The organism is Rhodococcus sp. IEGM 1241 (genome assembly GCF_033142365.1).
In the GTDB taxonomy this organism is placed as follows: Bacteria; Actinomycetota; Actinomycetes; order Mycobacteriales; family Mycobacteriaceae; genus Rhodococcus_F; species Rhodococcus_F erythropolis.
The window spans coordinates 13,942-35,519 of record NZ_JAWLSE010000010.1 but is presented as its reverse complement, the minus strand read 5'-3'; the positions used below and the strand labels follow the sequence as shown (position 1 = coordinate 35,519).

The following is a 21,578-nucleotide window of genomic DNA, read 5'->3' as shown; positions in this document are numbered from 1 at the left end:
GAGCTCCCATTGTGTTTCAACTGTGTGGTTTTCAAACTATGTGGCCGTGCGTTTCGACAAATGGCTGTCGAGCAGCGGGGCAATTGCCGCCCACCCGGCTGGGGTCACCAATCCGGCGTGGTCGTACGGCAGATGGTGTACTGCCATGTCCCGGTCCCCGCGGACTCTGCGCCAGCGATCGGCCAGCAGCTGTCCGGACGCCTCGGCGTCGGCGGTGATCAGAGTAACCGGTCCGTCGTAGGTTGTGTCAGTCGAGCGGGCCGCGAGCAAACGAGTGGCATCAAAACCCGCCCGAACTGCCTCGACCAGTCCCGGTGCCTGAGTGAGGATCTCGGGTGGCAGGGCGGCGGCCAGATCTCGGTCGTCGGCATCGTCGCGACCGCGATCGTCACGATCTCCCAGTGGATGAGTATCGATCAGACCGGCGAACTCCACCGTCTCGCCGATACCGACCAGCTGAGCCGCCATCGCGGCAACGACGTTGCCACCGAACGAGTAGCCGAGCAGGTGGTACGGCCCGCTCGGCTGAACGCCCCGAATCGTGTCGACGTACATCGCTGCCAGTTGGTCCACGTTCGTCGGTTCGAGTGGCTCACCGGCAACTGTGGGAAGTTGCAGGCCGAACAGTGGACGGTCAGCCTCGAGGACACCGATCAAAGGTGCAAAGGGCCAAGCGAATCCACCGGCCGGATGCACGCAGAACAGTGGTTCTTCGCTGCCTTCGGCTCGGAGTGTCAGAAGGCGATCGCGACTTAAATCGATTTCGGACGCCGACTCGCCAAGGTGTGCTGCAAGTTCTGCAACTGTCGGACGGGCCATCAGCGTTCCCACACCGACGCTCACCGACAGGTCATGCTCCATCTCCCCCACCAGTCGCATGGCTCGAAGCGAGTCGCCGCCGAGATCGAAGAAGCTCTCGTCGGGATCGACGGCCTCGACGCCGAGTACCCGCGCAAAGACCTGGCACAGTTGCCTTTCCATCTCGGTTCGCGGTGCTCGGGCCGCTGCTCGGGCGGGGGGTGCCGGCAACGCACCGCGGTCCAGTTTTCCGTTGGGCGTCAGCGGAATCGAATCCACGACGACGATGTCCGACGGAACCAGGTGTGCCGGTACGCGTTCCCGCAACGCAGCTCGCAGATCGGTTGAATCAGCGCCGGGTTCTTCGATGACGTACCCGACCAGTCGCGGCGGCCCACCGCCTTCGCTACGGACTGACGCTGCCGCTCTCAACACTCCCGGCAACGACGCCAGCGCGGATTCCACTTCACCCAATTCGATCCGAATGCCTCGGATCTTGACCTGATGGTCTGCGCGACCCAGATATTCGAGTTCGCCGTCGCGGCGACGCAGAACGACGTCACCCGTGCGGTACATGCGGTGACCGACCGAGTAGGGATCAGCGACGAATACGGAAGATGTCAGCGCGGTCCGGTGAAGGTAACCCATCGCCGTGCCGTCACCGGACATGTACAGCTCGCCCGCCGCTCCGATCGGAACCTCCCGCAGCCCCGAATCGAGTACCCGCGCGGACGCGTTCAGAATCGGACGACCCAAGCACGGTGTCTCGCTCCCCTGAACCGGGGATCCCATCGCGTTGATCGTGAACTCCGTCGGCCCGTAAAGGTCGTACCCGTCGACACCGTCCTGATCGCGCAATCGCGACCACAGTTCGGCAGGTACAGCTTCTCCTCCGAGCATCACCAACACAGGCGTCCGCTCCCCGTCGAGGAGACCGGCGGCCATCAGTTCCCGTGCATACGAGGGGGTTACATTCACGACGTCGATACCGACTTCGCGGTAATGCTTCACCAGAGACGCGGGGTCCAGTCGCGCCTGCTCGTCGATCACGTGAACTTCATGCCCCGCGAGCAACCAGAACAGTTCCTCCCACGACATGTCGAACGAGAACGAGACTGTGTGCGCGATGCGCAAACGTCGGCCACCCACACTGTTTTCGGTCGGAGTGAAGATCTCGGCCTTGTGATTGTGATACATCGTCGTCAACCCGCGGTGACCCACCACGACGCCCTTGGGTTTTCCGGTACTGCCCGAGGTGTAGATGACGTAGGCAGGCTGGTCCGGTGAGGTCGGCCCGCACACCGCGGCCTCGTCGACTACAGGTGCCGGGGACTGCCCGTCGAGTACCCCGGTTACGTCCGGGTCGTCGAGGACCAGACATACCTGTCCGTCCGGAACAACAAGGTCACGCGTCTGAGTCGTGGTGATCACCAGCGCCGCATCGCTGTCGAGGATCAGTTCGCGCAGGCGTGCCGGCGGGTGAGCCAGATCCAAGGGAAGGTATGCCGCTCCGGTTCTCATGACCGCGAAGATCGCTACGACGTGATCGGCGGTACGCGGAAGTGCGAGCGCCACAACACGGGTCGATCCCGCGCCTGGCACCGACTGCCCCAGCGCCGAAGCGAGTATCCGTGCCAGCCTGTCCACTCGAGTGTTCATCTCGGCTGCGCTCAGTGTGACGTCTCCGAAGACCAGCGCCGTCTCGTCCGGAGTTGCCGCTGCCCTTTCGCGGAGCAAGGCGTCCACGCTACCGCCGGCCTGGTCCGGCCGCGGCATCACAATGTGCTCCGAAGCGAATTCCGCGGGGGTGCGCGAAAGCGGAACCGCCGTGTCCGCCACCGTGGCGGTATCGGAATTCGCCATCACTTCGAGGATCGTGATGGTGCGTGAAAGAACGTCCCGAGCCACGTCGTGGGGAATCAGGTCGGGACGATTTTCGAGAGTGAGCGCCATCGGCGCATCCCCGACCCCCGGATCCACGTCGAGCGTGAGCGCATAGTGGGTGCCGTCCACTGCGTCGAACCCGACGATTCCACTGCGCCCGAACGTGTCTCGACGTGCCTGTTCGTCACGAGGCGTGTTGCGGAAGACGTAGAGCGTGTCGAACAGTGTTGCGAACCCAGCGCTTCGCTGCACGTCGCCGAGCCCGAGATGGTGATGCCCCAGCAGCGAACCCTGTTCACGGAACAGGCGTCCGAGCAACGCCGAGATCTCCTCGCCTGGCCGGACCCGGACACGCACGGGAATGGTGTTGAGCGCCAAGCCCACCATGCGGTCGGCGCCCTCGACCTCGGGTGAACGTCCCGAAACCGTCGATCCGAAGACCACGTCGTCACGCCCCGTCACGGCGCGCAATGCCAGGCCCCACGCCGCAGAGACGACGGTGGACAGCGTCACTCCGCTACGTCTGGCCAGCTCGCGAACGTGCTCGGTGATGCTCTGTTCGAGCTGAACGCGGGTGAACACCGGCAACGGAGCGCGTCCGCCTGATCCCGTACCACCCACGAGTGTGGGTTGCTCGAGATCCGCGAGGTAGTCCTTCCAGGACGAGAGGGCGTCCGTGCGATCCGCTTCGGCGATCCATCGCAGGTGATCACGGAAGTCCGCAGGCTTGTCGAGCGCGCCGTCGAGTCCAACCGGGTCCGTGCCGTGAGTGCGAGCAAACTCGTAGAGCGCAAACAACTCCGCGTACATCAAGGTCTGCGACCAACCGTCGGTCAGCAGGTGGTGCTGAGTGAAGACGAGATGCGCTCCCCCACCCGGTAACCAGACCAGCACCATTCGAATGAGTGGTGGTGCACTCAAGTCGAAGAGCGTGCCGAATTCGGCCTCGTCGACGGCGCGAACCTCGCGATCGATGTCCTCGGTCGCAACTGCGCTCAGATCGATCTCGCGGAAAGGCATTTCGGCTTCCCTGGGCACGAACTGCACCGGAGCGTCGAAACCGGCGTGTGTGAAGCCGGCCCGCAGGTTCGGATAACGCCGCAAGAGCGCATCCCCCGCTGCTCGGAGTGCGCGAACGTCGACGGCAGCATCGGCGGAGAACCCGAATCGCGGCTGCATGTGATAGACATCCGTACCGCCGGCGCCGTCGAGAACCGACTGGAAGTACATGCCTTCCTGCAAGGGACCGAGTGGCAGCACGTCCTGCCAGCCCGGGCTCAGCGACTCGAGCCGTGCCCGACGATCCGCATCGACGGCTACGAGTGGGCTCGGCACACGATCCGGCGCGGTGTCGGGCAATGCCTTTCGGTCCACCTTGCCGTTGAGGGTGAGCGGGAGTGCTTCGAGCACCGTGATGCTCTGCGGCACCATGTGCTCGGGGAGCAGCCGCGCAATCTCCTTGCGCACCAGTACCGAATCGAGCGTGGTTCCACCTTCGGGAACCACATATCCGTGCAGACTTCCGGTACCCGCCGCATCGACACGGACGGTGGCTGCCGCGCGGAACACACCGGCCACCGATCCGAGCGCGCCTTCGACCTCGCCGAGCTCGATGCGGAAACCGCGAACCTTCACCTGATCGTCCGCACGACGAAGGAAGTGCAAAACCCCTCGCCTGCGTCGGACCAGATCACCGGTGCGGTAGAGGCGTGCCCCCGGCAGAGAAGGATCGGCAACGAACCGAGCGACGGTCAGATCGGGGCGATTCAGGTATCCGCGGACCACCTGCGCACCGCCCAGATACAGCTCGCCCGCAACGCCTTCCGGAACCTCACGCAGGTCGTCGTCGAGGATTCGCACGTGCACGTCGGTCCAGGGCTGACCGATCGTGACTCGGTCGCCGGTCGTGATGACCGAAGATGTCGCCCACACCGTGGCCTCGGTGGGTCCGTAGACATTCCGGACCGAAGCAGCGTTGGCCACCAGATCGTCAGCGAGATCCTGCGGGAGGGCTTCCCCTCCCACCAGGGCTCGCACCATGGCGAGCCCGACTGCGTTCTCGTGTTCGGTGACCACTCGCCACAGCGCCGGCGTTGCCTGCATCACTGTCGCATCGCTTGCGATGATCAACGCCGACAACGCATCCGGATCGCGAACCGTCCTGCGGTCTGCGATCACGACAGTCGCGCCCGCTGCGAGCGGGCACAGCAACTCGAGTGCGGCGATGTCGAACGACACCGTTGTCACCGCGACGATGCGATCGCCCGGCCTGATCCAGCAATCCTCGAGTACCGTGTCCGCGAAGGCCGCGAGGTTGCCCGTCGAGACCATCACGCCCTTGGGGCGACCCGTCGAACCGGAGGTGTGGATCATGTAGGCGAGGTGATCACCCGCCGCGGGCGGTGAAGGAAGCACAACACCCGAGTTGGTGAACTCACCGTCCACGAAGACACTCGTGGCGACCGTCGACGGAAGTTGCCCGGCGCTGTCGATACTGGTCAGGACACACACCGGAGCCGCGTCCTCGATCATGAACTCGAGCCGCTCACTCGGGTAGTCGACGTCGAGTGGCAGGTACGCCGCACCAATACGCAGTACCGCGAGCAGTCCGGCCACCAGATCCGCATCTCGATCGAGCGCGACGGCGACTACCTTCTCGGGTCCGGCGCCGGCCGCGAGAAGTTCGCGGGCCAGCTCGTCGACGCGCGCCGACAGTTCCCCGTAGGTAATTCCGACCTCGCCGGAGACCACCGCGACGTCGTCGGGGTGACGGCTGACGTGTCGAGCGAACAACTGCGAGATCCCCGACGGCGGCGTCGCGCGTCGGCCCAGGTCGCGATCCGACTTGTTTTCCGCCAGTCGCAGATCCGCGACGACAGTGCTGTTTTCGTGACCGAGGACCGCGATCACACCGTCGAGCAATGCGTCCGCAGTCGCGGCGTCGAACAGCCCGGCATCAACCGTCAATCGAAGTTCTGTTGCGGTTCGGACGAATTCGAGGTCGACGCTCGCTCCGGGCGAGTGACCGACACGGGCAGCGAACAGACTGCTGGTGGGACGCCCGAGTAGATCGGCGATTCGGTCCAGGCTGACATCGGAATGCGCAAGTGCCTCAGAGACAGCGTTTTCGACTCGTCGAACGACATCGGCAATTCTCGGCCGACCGGACAGATCGACCCGAATCAGGCTGTCAGTCCCTTCCGAGAACAGTCCGACCGCAAGGTCCCGACCGCCACCGAAGCCGTTCAGCGTCGCCGCCACTGCGGCCAACAGCACCGCGTCGAATCCTGATCCGTCACCGAACCGAGCATCGCGTAGCTGACGAACGTAGGTGTGCGGGCGGTACTCTTCGCCGCGCGGGCGATCGTAGGGAAGGTCCGTTTCGAGGGGCAAGCCCTCGAGCGCGCGAACCCAATACCGCTCGTGATCAGGATTTCCCGCCACTGCCGGGGCGCGGAACGTCGCCACGGTCACGGCGGGTCGATCGACGACAGCAACCGAATCCGGCGAGAACTTCTTCTGATCGACGCGTGCGGCCACGGCAAGACCGAGGGGGGTCGGGGTGTCGAAGACATCCGAGACGACGACGCGAATTCCCAGCTTCCGCAGACTTCCCACCAACCGCATCGCAGTGAGCGAGTGGCCGCCGAGAGTGAAGAAATTGTCACCCGGATCGACGTCGGGAATCTCCAACACCGTTGCGACACAGGCGCACACTGCATCGACGACCGCTGGATCGACATCGATCGCTTGATAAGACGCAGCCACATTTTTCGTGACAGACACCGCATCGGCAACGGACGCTGCCTGTCGGACAACCGTGAGCACCGCGGATGCGGGAGCTGTCGGCTCGGTCAGCAACCCACGCAGGATCTCCGCGAGCCGGGTAACCATTCGCTGCGCCGTGGTTTCGGAGACAACTGCCGGATCGTGATACAGAACCAGATCCAGACCGGTGCTCGGCGGCGCCATCAACGTCATCGGATAATGCGTGACTCCGCGGTTGGTGAATCCCTCGACTCGAAGTGTGTGCGATGCAGGCTGTCCCGCACCGGAGTTCGGGAAGTTCTCGAACACCAGGAGCGTGTCGAACAGTTGACCGATCCCGGCGATGCGTTCGATCTCGGCCAAACTGGTGTGCTCGACGTCCACGATGTCGAACTGCGCGTTCTGCAGACCGACGAACTGATCCAGCAAGGGCTGATCCGCGACGATGTCGAGGCGGGCCGGAATCGTGTTGCTGAACAACCCGACCATTCCCTCCACCCCGGAGAGTTCGGCAGGTCGGCCGGACACCGTGGCCCCGAACACGACGTCCCACTGTCCCGTCGCTTCGGCGAGCGCCGCTGCCCACGCACCCTGAACCAGGGTGTTGACCGTCAGCGCTCGCGCACGACCGAGTTCGATCAGCGCTTCGGCGTCCGATGTCGCGAGAGGAACCTCGAGCGCGACGGGCACACTTCGCGGCGCCCCTGCGTCGGCAACGAGAGTCGGCGCGGTGAGCCCACGCAGACGCTCACTCCACACTACGCGGGCAGAGTCCTGATCACGGCCGGCGATCCATGCCAAGTAGTCGCGATACGGCGTCGGCGCAGGAAGGTGCGCATCGCCGTCGTGGTAGACGTTCATCAGCTCGCGCAGGACGATCGGAGTCGACCACCCGTCGGTGAGCAGGTGATGCGCATTGAGGACCAAACGGTGCACCCCGCCGGGCAGCCGAATCAGCAGCGCACGCAGCAGAGGCGGTGTACTGACATCGAAGACGTAATCGGCGGCCTCGTCCTCGAGCTGATCTGCAGAGCGGAATGCAGTGTCAGCTGGAACGGAGGTCAGGTCGACCGAACGCCACTCGACTTTTGCACCGCGCGGAATGATCTGAACGGGCCGTTCGAACTGCTCGTAGTGGAAAGCTGCGCGTAGGTTCGGGTGCCTGTCGATCACGGTCTCGAACGCGTCGGCCAACTTCACCTCGTCCAACGGGCCGGAGAGGTCGAAGCGTGCAGTAAGTGTGTAGACGTCTGCTTCGCCGTCACGGACCGCGTGGAACAGGAGGCCTTCTTGTAGCGGCGACAGCGGAAGTACATCGGCAAGCGGTCCGTGGACGGCTTCGAGTTCGTTGATCCCGGCTTGATCGACCACCGCGCCCTGGCCGAAGATCGTCGCCGAGCAATCGGAAGGCGTCAAACCACCCTCGAAGAGCGCGGCATGCGCGGTCAGTGCAGCGAGCGCACGTTCCCAATGCTCTTGCAGCTCGACGATCGTCGCGGCGTCGAGCACTGAACCCGCCGCAGTCCATTCGACTGCCAGCATCGTCGAGTCGTCCTCTCGGACAAATGCGTTGAGCGCCAGCACTTCCGACATTGCCTTGCTCGCCGGTTCGATGACCGCGAATGGATCCTGCTCCGGCAATCGCCATCCGGTTCCGGGTAGGGACGGGAAGCGGCCGAGATAGTTGAGCAGCAGTTCGGGTGTAGAGCACGCGGAAAGGTCAGGTGCGGTGTCGCGATCCAGATGCCGCAGAACTCCGTAGCCGACTCCACCTCCGGGTACGGCGCGTTTTGCTTCCTTCACCGCACGAAGCAGATGCCCGGCAGCTGCTCCGCCGCTCAGTGCGTCGGCAAGATCGTCTGCGGTGAGCAGTGCATCGGTGGGAACCCGGACGGGGAACTCACTGGTGAACCACCCGATGGTTCCGGCGAAGTCGGTGTCGCTGGTGAGCGCGTCGCGGCCATGGCCTTCGACGGTGACTGTCTGCGCGGGCAGGCCGATGAGGCCGCGGCCGTGCTGCCATGAGCGCAAGGCAAGCATCAAACCCGCGAGAAGCACTTCGTCGGCCTTGGCTCGATACGCCGTCGGAAGCGTGGTCAACAGCGCGTCGGTGACAGCCGGGGGTGCAACAGTTGTCGTGCGAGAGGCGGTTGCGGTGAGGTCGACTTTCGGGTCGAGACGACGACTGCCGATCGGCTCGTCGTCCGCCTGTACCGACGCGGACTTCCAGTACTCGAGCTCCGATGCCATGCTGCCCGAGGTCCCGAATTCTGCGAGCAACCCCGCGTATCGGCGCCACGAACTTCCGCCAGCACCCAGCCGGGCCGACCTACGCTCGCGCGCTGCATCGGTAGCTTCGTGGAGGTCTGGAAGCAGAATTCGCCAGGACACACCGTCGACGATCAAATGGTGAGCCACGACGATCAATTGGTCGGGTCGACCGGCCTCGGTATTGACCAGTACGACTCGCAGGAGTTCACCGGCGCGTGGGTCGAGACTCGCCGCCGACGCCTCCGCGAGCTCTCTGATCCGGGACGGCTCGGAGGTGTCGGATACCTCGTGAACGAGCCCCTCGCTGCGCACCGCGCCGACGTCTCGGACGATCAATTCGGTAGTGCCGCTGTCATTGTCACGGCGCAGGAGCAGACGTAGAGCGTCATGGTGATCGAGGATCGTCTGCACGCCGGACTGCAGGTCGCCCAGCGAGAGGCCGTCGTCGATGCGCACTGCGGTCCACTGCGTGTAGCCCGCAATTGCCTCGTCTGTCGGATTCTTGTCGATCAGCGCCCGAACGATCGGCGGAGCGATCACGGTGCCGGTCGCCACGTCCGCAACCGAGGCTACGGCGTCGGCGTCATCGGCAATCTCACGCGCCGCAGCGGCGATGGTTCCCAGATCTCGCTGTGCCAGTAGCTCTTTCGGAGCGACGACCAGTCCGCGCACCCGCAGGCGACTGCTGACACTGATTGCCGTGATGCTGTCACCACCGAGGCCGAAGAAATCCTCGTCCACGCCGACGCGCTCGCGGCCTAGCACCTCGGCCACCACGTCACAGAGGATTTCCTCGTGCTGTGTCGATGCAGCGCGACCTTCCGATTCGGTAGCCGGCGCAGGTAGTGCCGCACGATCGAGCTTTCCGTTCACCGTGACGGGCAGTTCGTCCAGAACGACGATCGCGGCCGGAACCAAATGATCCGGTACGCGACCGGCGAGGTCTCGGCGCAATTCTTCCTGCGGCGGAAGCGTCGTACCGGCGGCGGCTACAACGTAGCCGACCAGGCTGGGCCGTCCTCCATCCGTACGGATCAGCGCGGCGGCCGCGCCGATTCCGGGCACCGATCCGAGAACAGCCTCGACCTCGCTCAACTCGACGCGATGTCCGCGGATCTTCACCTGCTTGTCGCTACGACCGATGAAGTCGTATCCCCGCCCGGGTACCCAGCGCGCGACGTCCCCGGCGCGGTACATCAGATCTCCCGGAGCCCCGAAGGGATCTGCGACAAAACGCTCGGAGGTCGCTCCGGCGCGACCGAGGTATCCCCTGGCCAATTGCGGTCCGGCCAGATAGAGCTCACCTCGTTCGCCGTTGGCGACCGGTTCGAGCGCGCTGTCGAGCAGGTACGCGCGGGTTCCCGCGAGCGGGTACCCGATACGCGGTCCGGCACCTTCGACCGTGGTCGCGATCGCGTCGACCGTCGTTTCGGTGGGGCCGTACAGGTTTCGAGCGGGAACACCGGATTCGATGATCGCGTCCCACAGTGCGGGCGGTGCCGCCTCGCCGCCCACGACAAGCAGGTGCAGCCGCTGCGTGCGCAGCAATCCGTTGTCCACCATCGCTGCCGCCATCGACGGCGTCGTGTCGACCACGTCGACGCAATCTCGCTCGAACGCCGCGACCAGGGCAACGGCGTCCTTCTGCAGTTCTTCGTCGTATACGTGCACCCGATGACCACACAGCAGCCACAACAGCTGATCGAGAGACGCGTCGAAGGCGAACGACGCCGTATGCGCGGTGTGCAGTTGGCGGTTTCCGACGCGCTCGGCGGTGTCCCGGTAGATGGTGGCGCGGTGATGGTGAAGCAGGTGCGCCAATCCACCGCTTCTGACCAACACGCCCTTCGGCTTGCCGGTCGATCCCGAGGTGTAGATGACGTACGCCAGGTGATCGCCATGCCGCGCCGTCGCCAGTTCACCGAGTTCGAGTGGAAACTCGGAATGGGCACGGAGTTCTTCGCGCACTGCGTCGGAATCGAGTACGAGCGGGTCGGGTCGAGAATCTCCGACGAGTTGCTCGGCCAGCGCGGAAGTGGTGAGCACCACCTTCGGTTGCGCGTCGTCGATCAGATCCCGCAACCGCTCGGCCGGGTGCTGCGGATCCAGGGCCACGTACGCTGCGCCCGCGTTCAGTGTCGCGAGCAGAGCCACCACCATCTCGGAGGTACGCGGAAGTGCAAGTCCGACAATGTCGTCCGGGCCGACATCGCGAGCCCGAAGCAACCGGGCGAGTTTGTGGACGCGGCCACCGAGTTCTGCGCCTGTCAGACGTTCCTCACCGCACACCAGGACCGTGTCATCCGCATGATCGGCGACGATGCGGTCGAAGACGTCCGGGACGAGGGCGACGGAGCCAGGCACAGGTTCAATCTCGCGGCGGGTGAGAATCCGCGCAGCTTCGGGTGCCGGCATCATCTGCACCTGTCCGACGGCAGGATCTCCCTCCCCCACCATCGCGTTGACGATGCTCACGAAACCGGCGAGGCGACGCTGAACCGAATCCCGAGTGTTGGTGCGCGCGTCCACTTCGAACCCGAGGAGAACTTCGCCGTCCGCGATGGGGGTGACCGTCAAACCCAGGTCCTCGGGCGGACCTCCGGCGACGTTACGTAGTACACCCACAGCGCCGGCGAAATCGAGGGCGAAGTCGAAAGCCTTGAGATTGATTCCGATCCCGTGAAGCAGTGCGCCGGTGCCGGCGACGCCCAGGTCCCGAGCAAGATTCTCACCGCGGTAGCGCTGGTGTGCGCGCAGGCTTTTCATCGTGGCGGCCACCTGCTTGCTCAGGTCACCGAGTCGATCGTGGCTGCGAATCGTCAACCGGAGAGGCAGAACGTTGACTGCCATGGCCGGGGTCTTGAGTGCCGTGCGCCCCACGCGTGCCATGAGTGGCATCGCGATGACAACATCCGTCTCGCCGAGCAACCGGTGGAGAAACGCGCCGTAGCAGGCGATCAGTGCCTCGGCCCACGTTGTTCCCGTCGCGTCTGCCACCGCTTTGAGGCGGCCGAGGGCGTCGGCACTGATGACCTCGCGAACCTGGATCGTTCGTTCCGCTGGACCGGTGACCTGCTGGCCCCGTCCGTCCAACGCGGGCAAAGGCGTCAGGACATCACGCCAGTAGTCACGATCTTCGACGAACTGGTTGCCCGCCCGGTACGCCTCGTCCTCGGCGACCAACGCACTCATCGAACCGAATCGCGTTGGTGCGACGTCGGTTCCCTTCTTCGCCGCCGTGTAGTGCGCGGCGACACGACGCGAAATCATGGCTGCGCTGTATCCGTCGACGATCAGGTGGTGATAGAGCTGGATGCACCAGATCTCGCGATCGGACAGCCTGATCAGCGAGTACGTGTAAAGCGGGCGCTCCACCATCAAGCGGCAGTACTCGGACGCCCGGCTGCGCTCGGCGTCGACCAGTGCGTGCGCCACGGCTACGGGATCGCGCTCGTCACGGACGTCGGTGATCGGGATGATGCCAACCGGCTCGTCGGAGATGTACTGACGCGGGCCGTCCGCCGTCTCGATCATCCGCAGCCGCATGGTTTCGGCTTCGCCGATCGTCGCCCTGATGGCGGCCGTCAGACGTTCGGTGTCGATCGGTTCGTCGCCCGAGATTTCGAGCACCTCACCGACGAGATAGCTCCGAGATTCGGGATCAAGCCTCTGTGCGTTCCAAATCCCGAGTTGAGCTCCTGTGAGAGCAAACGTAGCTTCGTTTGCCGCTCCGGAGTTCGAACCTGGAAGAACGCTCACACTGATCCCCTCGTCTGTGGACACACGTCACCCAAGGGTGACCTAACGTCGTTTTGGGTAGCCTAAACTAAATGTCGATGAATCGGGGAATCCGCCTCGCCGGTGACCCGAGAACCGACGGCTCCCGACGCGTTCACCAGAGGACACGCGCTTCTACAACCACTTGCGGGACAGTCTCTTTCGTGAACCGAAACGAGAAAGTGGAAGGCTAGTCCATCAGCGTTGCTGCGACGGTTCCGCCCAGTTCATAACAACCATCGCGGACAGATTTGTCCACGCTCACAGTCACTTCGAGCGGATCCGCCACCGCGACCAACCCGAGCCCTGTCGCGAGTTTGCGCACCGACGACACGGCACCAGCAGTGTCGTTGTTGCCGTGAACCCACAGGCCGTACGGCCGATCCGACACCGCACCGAGACATTGGTAGTACGTGGTGTCGAAGAAGTACTTGAGCGCACCCGACATGTATCCGAAATTGGCGGTGGTACCGAAAAGATAGCCGTCAGCAGCGAGTACGTCGGGCACCGTCGCCGCCAACGCCGGCACCACCTTCACCTCGACGCCCTCGATCTCCGGATCGCGAGCACCGGCAAGGACTGCATCCAACAATTCGTGGGTTGTCGGCGAGGGCGAGTGGTGAACCACCAACAAAGTCTTCACACACCTGACAATACGGCGACGGGTGGCGCACCCGTCGCCGTTCACGCCTACGCCGAAACCGTTTCCGCGCTCATCGCCTTGACCAGGTCATCGGTTCGGGTGACCGAGGCGCAGCGCCCGGCCGCGTACTCGAGGGCGCCGACATGCTCGCCCAGGGAGAAGTCGGCCACCGCGTCGCCCACGAAGAAGATCTGCACGTCTTGCATGAACCCGTCCAAAGCGGTAGTCAGGCAACCGATGTGGGCATAGATTCCGGTGATGATCAGCTGGTCACGCCCGCTCTCGCGCAGCCGCTCACGCAGATCCGTTTTGATGAAGGCGCTGTAGCGCCATTTTGTGAGCATCACGTCGTCCGGATGCGGAGCCAACTCGGCGATCACGTCGGTGTGAGCGGGATCTGCCTTCAGACCCGGTCCCCAGAAATCCGACAGCAACGCACGCTCCTCGGGATCCTGATCTCCGGGTTGCGCGGTGTAGACGATCGGGATTCCGGCAGCTCGCGCCGACGAACGAAGCCGGTCGATGTTCGGAACCACGGTTTGGAGCGGGTCGACGCTTCGGTCGTACGCGTTCACGAAATATTCCTGCATGTCGTGCAGAAGCAGCACCGCTCGGGAAGGATCGAGAGTCCAGTCGACCCGATTCTGCGGAAACTCGGTGGGCATCTCGTATCGCACTGCTGTGGGTAGCGCCATGATGAATCTCCTCGAAAATGTGGGGGTGGGAACCGATCAACTCGACAGAGTCTGTGCGGCAATCGATTCGCTGAGAACACGGCGCAAGGCCGCCTTGCTGGTCTTTCCGACGCCGGTGACGGGGAACTCGGTCACGAACTCCACTCGATCCGGAACCTTGTACGCCGCAACGCCTCGGCCTCGTATGTATCGCTTGATCTCGCCGACGGTCGGTGCATCTCCGGAAATCACCAGAACGGCGCAGGTTCGCTCGCCCAGGTACTCGTCGGGAACAGCGACGACGGCCGCATCGTGGACAGCAGGATGCGAGAGCAGGTGGTTCTCGATCTCCTCGGCGGCCACCTTCTCGCCGCCGCGGTTGATCTGGTCCTTTGCGCGGCCCTCGACAATCAGGTGTCCCGTATCGGTGACGCTGACCAGATCGCCGGTGCGATAGAAACCTTCGGCGTCGAAGACCTCGGCATTGTGCGCATCCGCCCGGTAATAGCCACGGATCGTGTATGGCCCCCGAGTCAGTAAGTGCCCCGTGGTTCCGGGCTCGACGAGCGCGCCATCGTCATCGACTACACGAACCTCGTCGTCCGGTGAAATGGGTCGGCCCTGCGTGCTGACTATCAAATCTTCCGTATCGTCGAGGCGGGTGTAGTTGACCAGACCCTCAGCCATGCCGAACACCTGCTGAAGGGTGCAGCCCAGCTCCTTGGGTACGCGTGCGGCAGCTTCGGCGCTGAACTTCGCTCCGCCGACGCCGAGAACCCGCAAGCTCGACAGGTCGTGATCTGCCTTGCTGGGGGCGGCCATCCAGGCCAATGCGATCGGTGGAACCAGCGACGCGTGCGTGACTCGCTCTGATTCGATCAGACCGAAAGCTGTGGACGGCATGGTGTCCGGCGCCAGAACCACGGTGCCGCCCGCGTGGAAGACACCCAGGATGCCCGGCGAACTCATCGGAAAATTGTGCGCAGCAGGGAGAACCACCAACATGCGCGTCGAATCGTCGACGCCGCAGATCGGGTTGGATGCCCGCACCGAGTAGAGGTAGTCGGCGTGCGTTCGCGGAATCAGCTTCGGAACACCGGTCGTGCCACCGGAAAGCTGAAGAAAGGCGACCGACAACGGATCGACGTCGGCAAGAACGGGAACCTCGTATCCGCGCAGCGAATCGAAACCGACAAACTCTTCGGGGTCACCGGCCACGATCACAACAGGCGGAGTCTCGAGGCCTTCGTTCACCTCACGCGCCAGTGCGCGGTAGTCGAACCCGCCATGACGGTCGGCGACGATATAGGCAGCGACATCAGCGAACTGGCAGAAGTATCCGATTTCGGTTCGGCGATGCGCCGGCAACCCGAATACCGGCAGGGCGCCGAGCTTCAACACACCGAACAATGCTTCGACGTATTCCACGATGTTCGGTAGCTGCAGAAGCACACGGTCACCGGCGCGAACACCCAAGCCGGACAGGCCTCCGGCCACGGCCGAGCTGCGACGATCGAGGTCGCAATACGTCAGCCGTGTTTGTGCCCCGGTGGCATCGCTGCCTACCACCGCTTCGTTGTCGGGATGCCGTGCGGCCGCGGCCGTGATGAATCCGGCCAGCGTCTCGTCAGTCCAGTAGCCTCGTTCCCGATAATGCGTCACCAATTCGGGTGGATACTGTGCGACGGGCGCCAAGGGCTCGCGAGCGATCCTCGATGTCATGCAAGTGACTCCTCTTCGAAAGTACTGTCAGCAAATACATCTCACGCTTTTAGCGTCGCTCCGCCGTCGACGTACAGCGCCTGCATGGTGATGTGGGCCGCCCGGTCGGACAGCAGGAAGTGCACCGAGTCCGCGATATCGTCTGCGGTGGCAAGTTTTCCGAGCGGAATGCCCAGGCGATAGCCCGCCAGATTGCCTTCGATGACCGCATCGGCACCCGAATCGTCGGAAGGGTCCGACCACAAAGACCGCTGCATCGCTGTGTCTGTGGAACCCGGAGCGACAACGTTGACGCGAATCCCGTCGACAGCCAACTCCAGACCCGCGGTTCGAACCAACATGGTGGCAGCAGCTTTGGACGAACCGTAAGCACCCATCCCGATACGTGGGACACCGGCCGCGTTGGACGAGACCACCACGATCGACCCAGCCCGCCGGCGACGCATTTCCAGTCCCACACTTTGCAGAACGTTGAGCAATCCGAAGACGTTGACGCCGAATATATTCCGCCACTGGTCTGGATCGGAGTCAAGCACCGATCCGGTGTCCAGAATTCCGGCGACGTGCGCGAGCGCGTCGATCCGGCCGAACGTATCCATCGTGGAGGCCACTGCAGCGTCGACTGCCTGCCGATCGGTCACGTCCACGACGTGACTCTCGATATCGGCGCCTTCGACGATTGTTTCTGCCAATTCCGCAGTTGCCCGCTTCAGTTCGACGTCGTCGCGATCGAGAAGTGCCAGCGAATACCCGTCGCGCGCAAGAGTCCGGGCCACTGCGGCGCCGATCCCCGCCGCCGCACCGGTGACCACGGCAATTCGGCGATCGTTCACTGCGGGCACAGCACCTGAACCCAGGCATTGATGGTCGGTTCTTCTGCCAACTCCGCGAAGTCGGCATCCGCGCCCGCTCCTCGCCAGCGTTCGACGAGCGTCATCAAGCGAACCGAGTCCAGGCCTTCGTCACCCAGGTCCGCGTCGTCGCCGAGTTGTTCTGCCCTCATCGACAGAACCTCGGCGACGTCGCGCACGATCTGGTCACGGTCCACGGTGTTGTTCATCGGTCTCCTCGAGTAGTGGTCGACGCGCTCAGATCGAGCCAACCCGCCCCTCGTGTCGACCCCGTCCGCACGCCTTTACTTTAGGCCAGCCTAACCATAACGGTACGGAAGTACACAACCCGGATGCTCACGACACAAATTACCCTAACTAAGGCTAGCCTCAACATAGCAAGTAATCCTGTCGAACTGGAAGGGTGTCCATGTCAGCACTCGCCGAAGTCTCCGAATTCCCGTTGCGCAACAACCGGACTGACGATGAAACGGACTCCGTTTTCCTGCTCTCACGTAGGCAAACGTCGATCCGTACTTCGGGAGTAGTCGAAGAATTCGACTCGGCCTTCGACGCCGCTGAAGCCCTCAAAACGGGCCGCATCGACTCGGTCGTCGGCGCCCTGCCGTTCTCACCGGAGACGCCGTCCGCCCTCACCGCGCCACTGAGTTTCACACGAGTCCGCGGTGATCTATATCACTCGAACGCACCGACGCTACCCACTTCGCGGGTAGCCGGATTCGAACCCAGCCCGCAGATCCACACCGACAGAGTCCGCGGCGCCATCGAACGTCTTCGAGCAGGCGAACTCGACAAAGTTGTCCTCGCACGCTCCCTGACCATCGAGGCCGAGTCCACGATCTTTCCCGCCGCTCTGGCCGAGAAACTGATTGCACTCGATCACGCGCACAACGGTTTCTGCGTCGACTTGTCCCCCGCCGGAGGAAAGTACCGCGGGCGTTCGCTGGTCGGCTCGACGCCCGAGGTTCTGATCGAACGGCGAGGCGACGTCGTCACCTGCCACCCCTTGGCGGGCTCGATTGCACGGCACCCGAATTCGGATCAGGACGAGGCGAATGCCGAGCAACTCCGCGCGTCGACCAAAGATCTCGCCGAACACGCGTTTGTCGTCGACTCCATCAGCGCGATACTCGGACCACTGTGCACATCATTCAATGCACCCAGCGCACCGGAACTCCTTCGGACACCGCAACTGTGGCACCTCGGGACCAAGATCGAAGGTGTCCTGGCCGATCCGAGCCTGACCTCGCTCGAGCTGGCAATGGCGCTGCACCCGACCCCCGCCATCTGCGGAACACCGACGGGCGCCGCACGCGAGCACATCACCGCGACCGAAGGGGACCGCGGGTTCTACGCCGGTGCCGTGGGCTGGTGCGACCGAACCGGAGACGGCGAGTGGATGGTGGCTATTCGTTGCGCCGAGATTGCAGCAGACGGCCTCTCGGCGCGGGCGTACGCAGGCGGCGGAATCGTCGCTTCCTCCGATCCGGAAATCGAGCTGATAGAGACCAGTACAAAATTCCGCACGTTACTCAGTGCGTTCGACCTCGCTGAACATCAGCTCTGATCAGGCATCACTTCTTCGAGGTGTTCAGGGCAATCGCGGCGTGAACGAGTGCCTTGAACGCCTTTTCGTCGACGGCTTCACCTTCGTGAAAATCGATCGCCCGTCTCGTATTGCCCTCGAGGCTGGAGTTGAAGAGACCTGAGGCGTCGTCGAGTGATGCGCCTTTGGCAAAAGTCACCTTCACTGCACTCTTGTAAGTCTCACCGGTACAGATCATTCCAGCGTGGTACCACACGGGAACTCCTCGCCACTTCCATTCCTCCACCACATCCGGATCCACCTCTTTGATCAGAGTTCGTATCCGGGAGAGCATCTCGCCCCGCCAGTCTCCGAGTTCCTCGATTCGCTGGTCGATCAACTGAGACGGGGAATCTGCGCCTTGCTTTTCGGAATCACGCTTCGCCATCGCTTCGTCACTTCCTGCTCGTTGCCGCCGATCTCCGGTGAGTCGAGTATCCCCTCCTGCACCAACATTCACTCAGCGAATCACTGACGCATCACGACGTCTCGGCAAGCGCGATTTCTTGGAATTCGGACAAAGTGAGACGGACGTCCAGTATTCTCTGGGTACTAAGTCCCGATTCTTCGGCCCGGAGGACTGCATCGTGATGTGGAATCGCCCGCTCGCCCATTCAGTCGCTGCGGCTGCCGGATCGGTTCTTCTCGCCGCCGCAGTCGTCGGCGTTCACACTGTTCCGGCGGCGGCGCAACAGGCCCCGCGCGTTTTCGACGTACTGTGCACACCCACCGATGCAGGCCTTTCCGAGCTGTCCGGACTCACCGTCACCGCGGCCGGGATATACGCAATCGGCGACAGCGGCTCCGATGATCGAGTCGCCGAACTCGATTCGAACTGCCACGTTCAGCGCTGGATCAACGTGGGCACCCCTCGTGTCGATGTCGAGGATCTCTCGTCGACTCCCGACGGCCACCTGTGGCTGGCAGACATCGGCGACAACAACGCGGTACGAACGTCGATCGGGCTGATCGAACTCGATCCGACTTCAGGTGCCGCGACCTCCTACCCCCTGGTTTATCCGGACGGGGCGCACGATGCCGAGACACTGCTGATCCAGAGCAACGGGCTTCCCGTCATCGTCACCAAGGATTACCTGGGCGCAAGCGTGGTCTACACAACCGCTGAACGACAGCAGGTTCAGGATCTGAGTACGGCGTCGCCGACCATGTTGGCCAAGGTAGGTCAGCTCAGATTTACTCCCACCCTCACTTCCGGTGGACCGGTCCCCCATGCCGGAACTATGGCTGTCACCGGAGGCGCCGTGAGCAAAGACGGCACGGTGGTAGCGCTGCGCACCTACACCGATGTCTACCTCTACACAGCTCCCGACGGCGATGTCGCGAAAGCCTTGACCACCACGCCTATTCGTGTGCCCCTTCCCGACGAGCCACAAGGTGAAGCGATCGCGTTCGACGCGGCCGGTGATCTGATCAGTGGCTCCGAGGCATACCAAGGGCCGCTGCCTCCGCTCCGAATTCTTCGAGGCGCCAGTGACATCGCGCTCTCGGGCGGAACCACAAGCTCTCTCGGGTCGTAGTCGATTCACGTCTCGGGAAAGCGGACAGGCGCCGCTATCATGGCCGAGTGAACAAACAACTTCGAGCAACAGTGGCGTTCTCGACAGTTCTCGCGCTGGCTTCGTGCGCGAATTCTCTCGAAGGAACACCTCGACCGGATGCGTTTGTTCCGAGCGTCGACAATCCGGATCCGTCCGAATCCATCGACGGAGTTGTCACGGTCGACTACCCGGCAGCTCAACACGTACGGCCGAACGAACGTGTGGCGTACACACATTCACCGCCCTTCGGTGGTCGCCATGATTCGGTCTGGGCAAACTGCACCGGAGTTGTCTACCCGCAAGCCATTCGAACCGAGAATGCGGTCCATTCCCTCGAGCACGGGGCAGTGTGGATCACGTACAACCCCGACCTGGTCTCGAGTGAGGATCAGGCGCGCTTGGCACAGCGAGTCGAAGGCATGAGCTACACCTTGATGTCGCCGTATCCGACCCTGGATTCGCCGATCTCGCTGCAGTCCTGGGGCCGTCAACTCAAACTCGACAACGCTGAGGACGCTCGCATCGATCAATTCGTCTCGGCGCTACGAGTCAACCCGAACACGTATCCCGAAGTGGGCGCGACGTGTTCGGTGCCGATGACTAGCTTCGACCCGAACAACCCGCCGCCATTCGACCCCACCACTCCGGATCCGTCTTCTCCCGCAACAGTTCCGGAGCGGTAGCATCCCAGCAGACCCCTGTTCCTACCAGGGAGAAACTACTTGCCTCGCGACCGACGTTCCAGTTCCACTGCGCGGCGCATGGTTTCCCGCGCCCGGCTTCGGTCACCGGCATAGTCGTAGGCGCGAGCGAGTCGGAAGTTCTGCTTCCAGTTGTCCGGGTCTGCTTCCCAGTCGACCTTGATCTGAGCGAACAACTCGTCGGCAGCCGCCCGCTCGATCCGGCCCGAAGGCAATTTCGGAAGTGAAGACGCATCGACAGCGAGGCCCTCGTCGTGAATCTGCTGCGCGAGGCGTTGGTGTGTGAAGCCGGCGCGAATGGTGGCGATGACGAGCCACAGCCCCAGGAACGGCAGGATCAGCACGCCGATCCCGAGACCGATCGCGGCGCCGCCTCCGTCTTGGATGAGCTGAATTCCGCGCTGGCCGAGCAACACGAAGTACACCGCGAGCGCGATACAGATCGCAACGATCAGCGCGAGGGTGCGGGTGGTCTTGTTCATAGATCGAGGAAGGAATCGATACCGACCGTCAGGCCCGGACGCGAGCCGATCTGGCGGACACCGAGCAGAACGCCCGGCGCGAACGAATTCCGGTCGATCGAGTCGTGGCGAATGGTCAGCGTCTCGCCCTGAGTTCCGAGAATCACTTCCTGATGCGCGACCAGTCCGGCCATCCGCACGGAGTGAACCCGGACGCCGTCGACGTCGGCGCCGCGCGCACCCTCGAGCTCGGTCGTGGTGGCGTCAGGGCTGCGTCCGACGCCTGCTTCCGCGCGAGCCTCGGCGATCATGGCGGCCGTTCGGTACGCGGTGCCCGAGGGAGCATCTGCCTTGTTGGGGTGGTGAAGTTCGATGACCTCGACGGAATCGAAGAAGCGCGCCGCGGCAGCCGAGAAGCGCATCAACAACACAGCACCGATGGCGAAGTTCGGGGCGATCAGAACACCCGTTGCAGGCTGCTCGTCGAGCCAGGACTGCACAGTCGCAAGCCTGGACTCGTCGAAACCGGTGGTGCCGATCACGGCGTGAATTCCGTTGGCCACGAGGAATTCCAGATTTCCCATGACGACGTCGGGGTGCGTGAAATCGACGACTACCTGAGTGCGGGTGTCGACGAACGTCTCGATGCGATCACCGGTATCGACCTGAGCGACAAGTTCCAGATCGGGAGCAGCTTCCACTGCCTCGCAGATCGCTCGACCGACCTTGCCCTTGGCTCCCAGAACCCCGACCCTGATGGGTGCTGCACTCACGTCTTCCACGCTCCGTCCGATGCATTGTTTGAGGTGAAGCCTACGCAATCGTGCCGATGCGCTCACCATCAGTCGGGCAGGAGTTATGTCACCACTGGCACACTGGACGTA

Annotated in this window: 12 protein-coding genes; 3 read left to right on the top strand and 9 right to left on the bottom strand. The window is 63.4% G+C overall.

Annotated features, from left to right (window positions below):
* Nucleotides 1-36 precede the first annotated feature (36 nt).
* The 6 genes from R4P70_RS28640 to R4P70_RS28615 form a co-directional block, all read right to left on the bottom strand.
* A complete protein-coding gene (locus R4P70_RS28640; RefSeq protein WP_317832984.1) occupies nt 37-12,480 on the bottom strand; it encodes a non-ribosomal peptide synthetase in 12,444 nt (4,147 codons plus the stop codon).
* Nucleotides 12,481-12,688: 208 nt separating this feature from the next.
* Entirely contained in the window at nt 12,689-13,141 is a 453-nt protein-coding gene (locus R4P70_RS28635; RefSeq protein WP_019748153.1) for a flavodoxin family protein, read from the bottom strand.
* A gap of 47 nt (nt 13,142-13,188) precedes the next feature.
* Nucleotides 13,189-13,836, bottom strand: coding sequence for an isochorismatase family protein (locus R4P70_RS28630; RefSeq protein ID WP_019748152.1), 648 nt, complete (start codon nt 13,834-13,836; stop codon nt 13,189-13,191).
* 36 nt (nt 13,837-13,872) lie between these two features.
* Nucleotides 13,873-15,537 carry a (2,3-dihydroxybenzoyl)adenylate synthase gene (locus tag R4P70_RS28625; RefSeq protein WP_317832981.1) on the bottom strand — a complete coding sequence of 555 codons (1,665 nt, stop codon included), beginning with the start codon at nt 15,535-15,537 and terminating at the stop codon, nt 13,873-13,875.
* Nucleotides 15,538-15,578: 41 nt separating this feature from the next.
* Complete coding sequence (locus tag R4P70_RS28620; RefSeq protein ID WP_317832979.1) at nt 15,579-16,379, bottom strand: 2,3-dihydro-2,3-dihydroxybenzoate dehydrogenase; 801 nt, start codon at nt 16,377-16,379, stop codon at nt 15,579-15,581.
* Nucleotides 16,367-16,597 carry a phosphopantetheine-binding protein gene (locus R4P70_RS28615; protein WP_243617195.1) on the bottom strand — a complete coding sequence of 77 codons (231 nt, stop codon included), beginning with the start codon at nt 16,595-16,597 and terminating at the stop codon, nt 16,367-16,369. Before R4P70_RS28615 ends, R4P70_RS28620 begins: the two co-directional genes overlap by 13 nt.
* Nucleotides 16,598-16,797: 200 nt before the next feature.
* Here R4P70_RS28615 and R4P70_RS28610 point away from each other — a divergent pair, with 200 nt between their 5' ends.
* Complete coding sequence (locus R4P70_RS28610) at nt 16,798-17,955, top strand: isochorismate synthase MenF (protein ID WP_243617194.1); 1,158 nt, start codon at nt 16,798-16,800, stop codon at nt 17,953-17,955.
* Nucleotides 17,956-17,962: 7 nt separating this feature from the next.
* On the opposite strand, the gene R4P70_RS28605 is transcribed toward R4P70_RS28610, so the two are convergent.
* Nucleotides 17,963-18,361: a DUF1801 domain-containing protein gene (locus tag R4P70_RS28605; protein ID WP_020907486.1), complete on the bottom strand. Its 399-nt coding sequence runs from the start codon at nt 18,359-18,361 to the stop codon at nt 17,963-17,965.
* A 202-nt stretch (nt 18,362-18,563) separates the two neighbouring features.
* On the opposite strand from R4P70_RS28605, the gene R4P70_RS28600 reads away from it, so the two are divergent.
* Nucleotides 18,564-19,511, top strand: coding sequence for a hypothetical protein (locus R4P70_RS28600; protein WP_317833050.1), 948 nt, complete (start codon nt 18,564-18,566; stop codon nt 19,509-19,511).
* Between the two features lie 47 nt (nt 19,512-19,558).
* Nucleotides 19,559-20,215, top strand: a complete 657-nt coding sequence (locus R4P70_RS28595; RefSeq protein WP_243617193.1) for a DUF3105 domain-containing protein — start codon at nt 19,559-19,561, stop codon at nt 20,213-20,215.
* Between the two features lie 35 nt (nt 20,216-20,250).
* Here R4P70_RS28595 and R4P70_RS28590 read toward each other — a convergent pair whose 3' ends face one another.
* Both R4P70_RS28590 and dapB read right to left on the bottom strand, forming a co-directional pair.
* Nucleotides 20,251-20,715: a hypothetical protein gene (locus R4P70_RS28590; protein ID WP_243617192.1), complete on the bottom strand. Its 465-nt coding sequence runs from the start codon at nt 20,713-20,715 to the stop codon at nt 20,251-20,253.
* Nucleotides 20,712-21,476, bottom strand: a complete 765-nt coding sequence (dapB, locus tag R4P70_RS28585) for a 4-hydroxy-tetrahydrodipicolinate reductase (RefSeq protein ID WP_019748144.1) — start codon at nt 21,474-21,476, stop codon at nt 20,712-20,714. The genes R4P70_RS28590 and dapB overlap by 4 nt, the downstream gene beginning before the upstream one ends.
* Between the last annotated feature and the right edge of the window lie 102 nt (nt 21,477-21,578).

What these genes read in the sequence shown, in the direction of transcription:
- R4P70_RS28630 (WP_019748152.1), bottom strand. Translation starts at nt 13,836, where the DNA reads ATGGCGCTACCCACAGCAGTGCGATACGAGATGCCCACCGAGTTTCCG.
- R4P70_RS28625 (WP_317832981.1), bottom strand. Translation starts at nt 15,537, where the DNA reads ATGACATCGAGGATCGCTCGCGAGCCCTTGGCGCCCGTCGCACAGTAT.
- R4P70_RS28615 (WP_243617195.1), bottom strand. Translation starts at nt 16,597, where the DNA reads ATGAACAACACCGTGGACCGTGACCAGATCGTGCGCGACGTCGCCGAG.
- R4P70_RS28610 (WP_243617194.1), top strand. Translation starts at nt 16,798, where the DNA reads ATGTCAGCACTCGCCGAAGTCTCCGAATTCCCGTTGCGCAACAACCGG.
- R4P70_RS28605 (WP_020907486.1), bottom strand. Translation starts at nt 18,361, where the DNA reads ATGGCGAAGCGTGATTCCGAAAAGCAAGGCGCAGATTCCCCGTCTCAG.
- R4P70_RS28600 (WP_317833050.1), top strand. Translation starts at nt 18,564, where the DNA reads ATGTGGAATCGCCCGCTCGCCCATTCAGTCGCTGCGGCTGCCGGATCG.
- R4P70_RS28590 (WP_243617192.1), bottom strand. Translation starts at nt 20,715, where the DNA reads ATGAACAAGACCACCCGCACCCTCGCGCTGATCGTTGCGATCTGTATC.